This window comes from Isoptericola sp. NPDC057191 (genome assembly GCF_042670225.1).
In the GTDB taxonomy this organism is placed as follows: Bacteria; Actinomycetota; Actinomycetes; order Actinomycetales; family Cellulomonadaceae; genus Isoptericola.
On the sequence record NZ_JBHUWC010000250.1, the window covers coordinates 1 to 4,349 of the forward strand.

At 73.8% G+C, this 4,349-nt stretch carries 3 protein-coding genes; 1 reads left to right on the forward strand and 2 read right to left on the reverse strand.

The window, feature by feature from the left end; genetic code table 11:
* Positions 1-176: 176 nt before the first annotated feature.
* Positions 177-1,163: an ABC transporter substrate-binding protein gene (locus tag ACFT55_RS19215; RefSeq protein WP_380245451.1), complete on the reverse strand. Its 987-nt coding sequence runs from the start codon at positions 1,161-1,163 to the stop codon at positions 177-179.
* Between the two features lie 107 nt (positions 1,164-1,270).
* The gene (locus ACFT55_RS19220) at positions 1,271-2,137 is read right to left on the reverse strand and encodes an ABC transporter ATP-binding protein (RefSeq protein WP_380245452.1); all 867 of its coding nucleotides are present in this window, start codon (positions 2,135-2,137) and stop codon (positions 1,271-1,273) included.
* A 153-nt stretch (positions 2,138-2,290) separates the two neighbouring features.
* Between ACFT55_RS19220 and ACFT55_RS19225 the strand changes: the two genes are divergently transcribed.
* Complete coding sequence (locus ACFT55_RS19225) at positions 2,291-4,327, forward strand: beta-N-acetylglucosaminidase domain-containing protein (RefSeq protein ID WP_380245453.1); 2,037 nt, start codon at positions 2,291-2,293, stop codon at positions 4,325-4,327.
* The last annotated feature ends 22 nt before the right edge of the window (positions 4,328-4,349 follow it).

Genomic DNA, 4,349 nt, shown 5'->3' on the forward strand with positions numbered 1-4,349 from the left:
CGTCCAGCGCGCCGACGTCGGCCGTGCCCTGGGCGAGGTGGACGGCGGACAGCACGAGGACCGCGAGGACGGCCAGGCCGAACGCCGCGGCCACGCGGACGGGCGCCGCCCGCCGCCCCGGCGCGGTGGCGGGGGCGGCGGACGGCGGGGAGGCGGTCACCGACATGGTGGGGCGGTCAGGCGAGCGCGTCGACGAGCGCGTCGATGTACGCGGCGCCCGACAGCGGGCCGCCGAACATCCAGATGCCGTCGGGGATGCGGTGCACGTCGCCGGCGGCGACGAACGGCAGCTGCTCCCAGACCTTGTTGTCCTTGAGGCCGTCGGCGAACGGGTCGGCCTCGGAGTCGTTGGCGGCGTACACGAACTTCACGTCGTCGAGCTGGGTCAGGCCCTCGACGTCGGTCTGCGCGAGCCCGTAGTCGGGGTCGCCGCCCTCGGTCCAGGCGTCCTTGAGGCCGACCGCCTCGCCGAGCGCGCCGAAGAACGATCCCGGGGTGTACATGCGCACGGACACGGTGCCGTTGGCGATCCAGCCGTCGGCCATGGCGAACTCGGCGCCGCCGAGGCCTGCCGCCTCGAGGGCCTTCTTGCCGTCGGCGACCTTCGCGTCGAAGTCCTCGAGCGCGGACGCCGCGGCGTCCTGCGTGCCCGTGACCTCGCCGAGGGTGGTCACCGTCTCCTTCATGTAGCCGAGGGGGTCGCCGCCGTCGGAGCCGCGCAGCGCGAGGACGGGCGCGACCTTCTCGATCTGCTTGATGACGTTCTCGGGCAGGTCGGTGGTGGTGACGACGAGGTCGGGCTCGAGCGCGGAGATGGCGTCGAGGCTGGGCTCGCCGCGGGTGCCGACGTCCGGCGTGCCCTCGTCGATGGGGGCGACCGTGTCCCAGGTGTTGTACCCGGCCACGTCGGCCTGCCCGGCGGGCTGCACGCCGAGCGCCACGAGGTTCTCGGTGAGGCCCCACTCGAGCGAGACCACGTCGGTGGCGGGGGCGTCGAGGGTGTGCTCGCCGCGCTCGTCGGTGTAGGTGACGGGGCCGCTCGCGGCCGACGACTCGGGGGCCGCCTGCGCCGCCGGGTCCTCGGTGGTGCCGCACGCCGCGAGGGCGAACGTGGCCACGGCGGCGGTGGCGCCGGCGAGCAGCGGGCGGGTGGGGATGCGCATGGGTGTCTCGGTGTCCTTCGTCTCGGCGCGCCGTGGACGGGCGCGCAGGGCCCGTCGGCGCGGCGCCGGCGGGTGGGGCGGGAGGGTCTGGGGAGGCGGGCCTGGCGTCAGGTGCGGGCGGTGTGCCGGCCGACGGCCTCGCAGCGGGTGCGGCCGGTGTCCGGGTGCGTGGTCACGTCGACGCGGATGCCGTAGACCTCGGTGAGGAGCTCGCTCGTGAGCACCTCGGCGGCGGGGCCGGAGGCGCGCACCTCACCGCGGTGCAGCACCACGACGTGGTCGGCGACGGCGGCGGCCTGGTTGAGGTCGTGCAGGACGACGCCGACGGCCACGCCGTGCTCGGCCGCGAGGTCGCGCACCAGGTCGAGCAGCTCCACCTGGTAGCGCAGGTCGAGGTAGGTCGTGGGCTCGTCGAGCAGCAGCACACCGGTGTCCTGCGCGAGGCAGGTCGCGAGCCAGACGCGCTGCAGCTCGCCGCCGGAGAGCTCGTCGACGCCGCGGTCGGCCATCTCGGCCACGCCCGTGACGGCCATGGCGTGCGCGATCGCGCGCGGGCCGTCGGCGTCGGCGGAGCGGAAGCGGCCGCGATACGGGTGCCGGCCGTAGGCGACGACGTCGCGCACGGTGACACCGCTGGGTGTCGGGTGGCTCTGGGAGAGCAGCGTGACGCGGCGCGCGAAGTCCTTCGGGTGCAGCGCCAGCGCGTCGGTCGTGCCCGCACCGTCCGCGGCCTCGGAGAGGGTGACGCTGCCCGCGTCCGGGCGGTGCAGTCGCGCGAGGGAGCGCAGCAGCGTCGACTTGCCCGAGCCGTTCGGGCCGAGCAGCGCCGTCACGGCGCCGGGTCGGAGCTCGATCGCGGCGCCGTCGACGACGGTGCGGCGGTCGTAGGAAAGCCGCAGGCCTGTCCCGGCCAGCGCGGCGGCGGGCCGGGACGCGAGCACGGTGGGCGTCGACGGAACCAAGGTCTGACTCACATAGGTGAGGCTAACCTTCGGGTCGATATTCGTCATCCCTTCGTTGCGTAATTCCTCGTGTGACACGGCTCACGCCACGCCGGGTCATCTGTTGACAGGGGCGATCGGCGCTGACAGCGTTATCAGTTCTGGTCTAGACCAATGGAGGTTTCCATGACCATGCCCCTGAGACCCCGCACCGTGGCGGGCCTCCTCTCCGTGGCACTGCTCGCCGCGGCGACCGTGGCGACACCTTCCCTCGCAGCCGCCACGCCCCGGACGGCGCCCGCGGCCGCCCCGACCTCCCCCGCGAGCGCCACCGCTGCCGACCTTCCGGTCGTGAGCCCCGCTCCCCAGCAGATGTGGCGCGCAGGGCGCGACGTCCCGCTCACCGGGACCGTCGGCGTCGTCGTCGGCGACGACACCGACCCCGCCGCACGCGACGCCCTGGTGCGGGCGCTGCGCGCCCACGGCGTGCAGCAGGTCCGGCTGACCGCACCGGACGCGGCGACCGCGCACGGCCGCGCCCCGCTGCAGATCCTGCTCGGCGACGCGGCCCGGCCCGACCTGCGGGCCGCGCTCGCAGACGTGCACGTCCCCGACCACGCCGAGGGCTACGCCCTCCGTGTCGACCGGGGTGCTGGAGGCCGCGTCGGGACCGTCGCGCTCGCCGGCACCGACGCGGCCGGGCAGTTCTACGCCGTCAAGTCGCTCGAACAGCTCCTCGTCACCCAGGACGGCGACACCCGCATCGCCGGTGCCGCGATCCAGGACTACCCGTCCATGCCGCTGCGCGGCACCATCGAGGGCTTTTACGGCCAGCCGTGGACGCCCGCCGAACGCCTCGACCAGATGGCGTTCTACGGCGACCTCAAGGCGAACACCTACGTCTACGCGCCGAAGGACGACCCGTACCACCGGGAGAGGTGGCGCGAGCCCTATCCCGCGGACAAGCTCGCCGAGCTCGCGGAGCTCGTCGACGCCGCCACCGCGAACCACGTCCGCTTCACGTTCGCCCTCTCCCCCGGCAACAGCATCTGCTACTCGAGCAACGCCGACCTGGCCGCCCTGGAGACCAAGTTCCAGGCCCTGTACGACGTGGGCGTGCGCGCCTTCAACGTGCCGCTCGACGACATCGACTACTCGCGCTGGGCCTGCGACGCGGACCGCGCCGCCTACGGCGCCCCGTCACCGGCCGCCGCGGGCCGCGCCCAGGCCGACTTCCTCACCCGGGTGCAGCAGGGCTGGATCGAGACGCACGAGGGCGCCCGACCCCTCCAGATGGTGCCGACCGAGTACTACAACACCACCGAGTCGCCGTACAAGGCCGCGCTGCGCACCATGGACGACGACATCGTCGTCATGTGGACCGGCAACGACGTCGTGCCACAGTCGATCTCGGTCGCCCAGGCAGTCGAGGCCGACACCGTGTTCGGCGGCCCCACGTTCCTCTGGGACAACTACCCGGTGAACGACTACGGACAGACCAGCGGCCGCCTCCTGCTCGCGCCCTACGACAAGCGCGAGCCGGGACTGTCCGACCACCTCGCGGGGCTCGTGTCCAACCCGATGAACCAGGCCTCGGCCAGCAAGGTCGCCGTCTTCGGCATGCTCGACTTCGCCTGGCACGACCGCGGCTACGACCGGGACCGCAGCTGGGTCGAGGCCATGCGCTACCTCGCCCACGACGACCAGCAGGCCGTCGACGCGCTCCTCGCGTTCGGCGACCTCAACCACCTGGCACCCAGCTTCGGTGCACCGTGGCAGCCGCAGGCGCCGGCGCTCGCGGCCGACGTCGCCACCTTCTGGGGGCGCTGGGAGGCCGGCGACCGGCAGGGCGCGATCGACGGGCTGCGCCGACGCGCCGAGCTCGTCGCCGCGATCCCGGAGACCCTGGCGTCCTCCGACGTCGACCCGGGGTTCCTCTCCGACGCGAAGCCCTGGCTCGACGCCGACGACCTGTGGGGTGACGCCTTCGTCGCCACCCTCGACGCTGCCCAGGCCGACGTCGACGGCGACACGGTCGCGCGCGACGCCCTCCTCGCGCGGGCGCAGGCCTCGGCCACCTCGGCCGCGAAGGTGCTCGTGACCCCGCCCGACAACCGGTGGGGCGTCGCTCCGGTGAAGCTGGGCGACGGCGTGCTCGACACGTTCCTCACCACGCTGAGGACCGACCTGGGTGCCGACCTGCGTGCCGACCTGAGCTCCTGACCGGGCTCGACCGGGAAGCGAG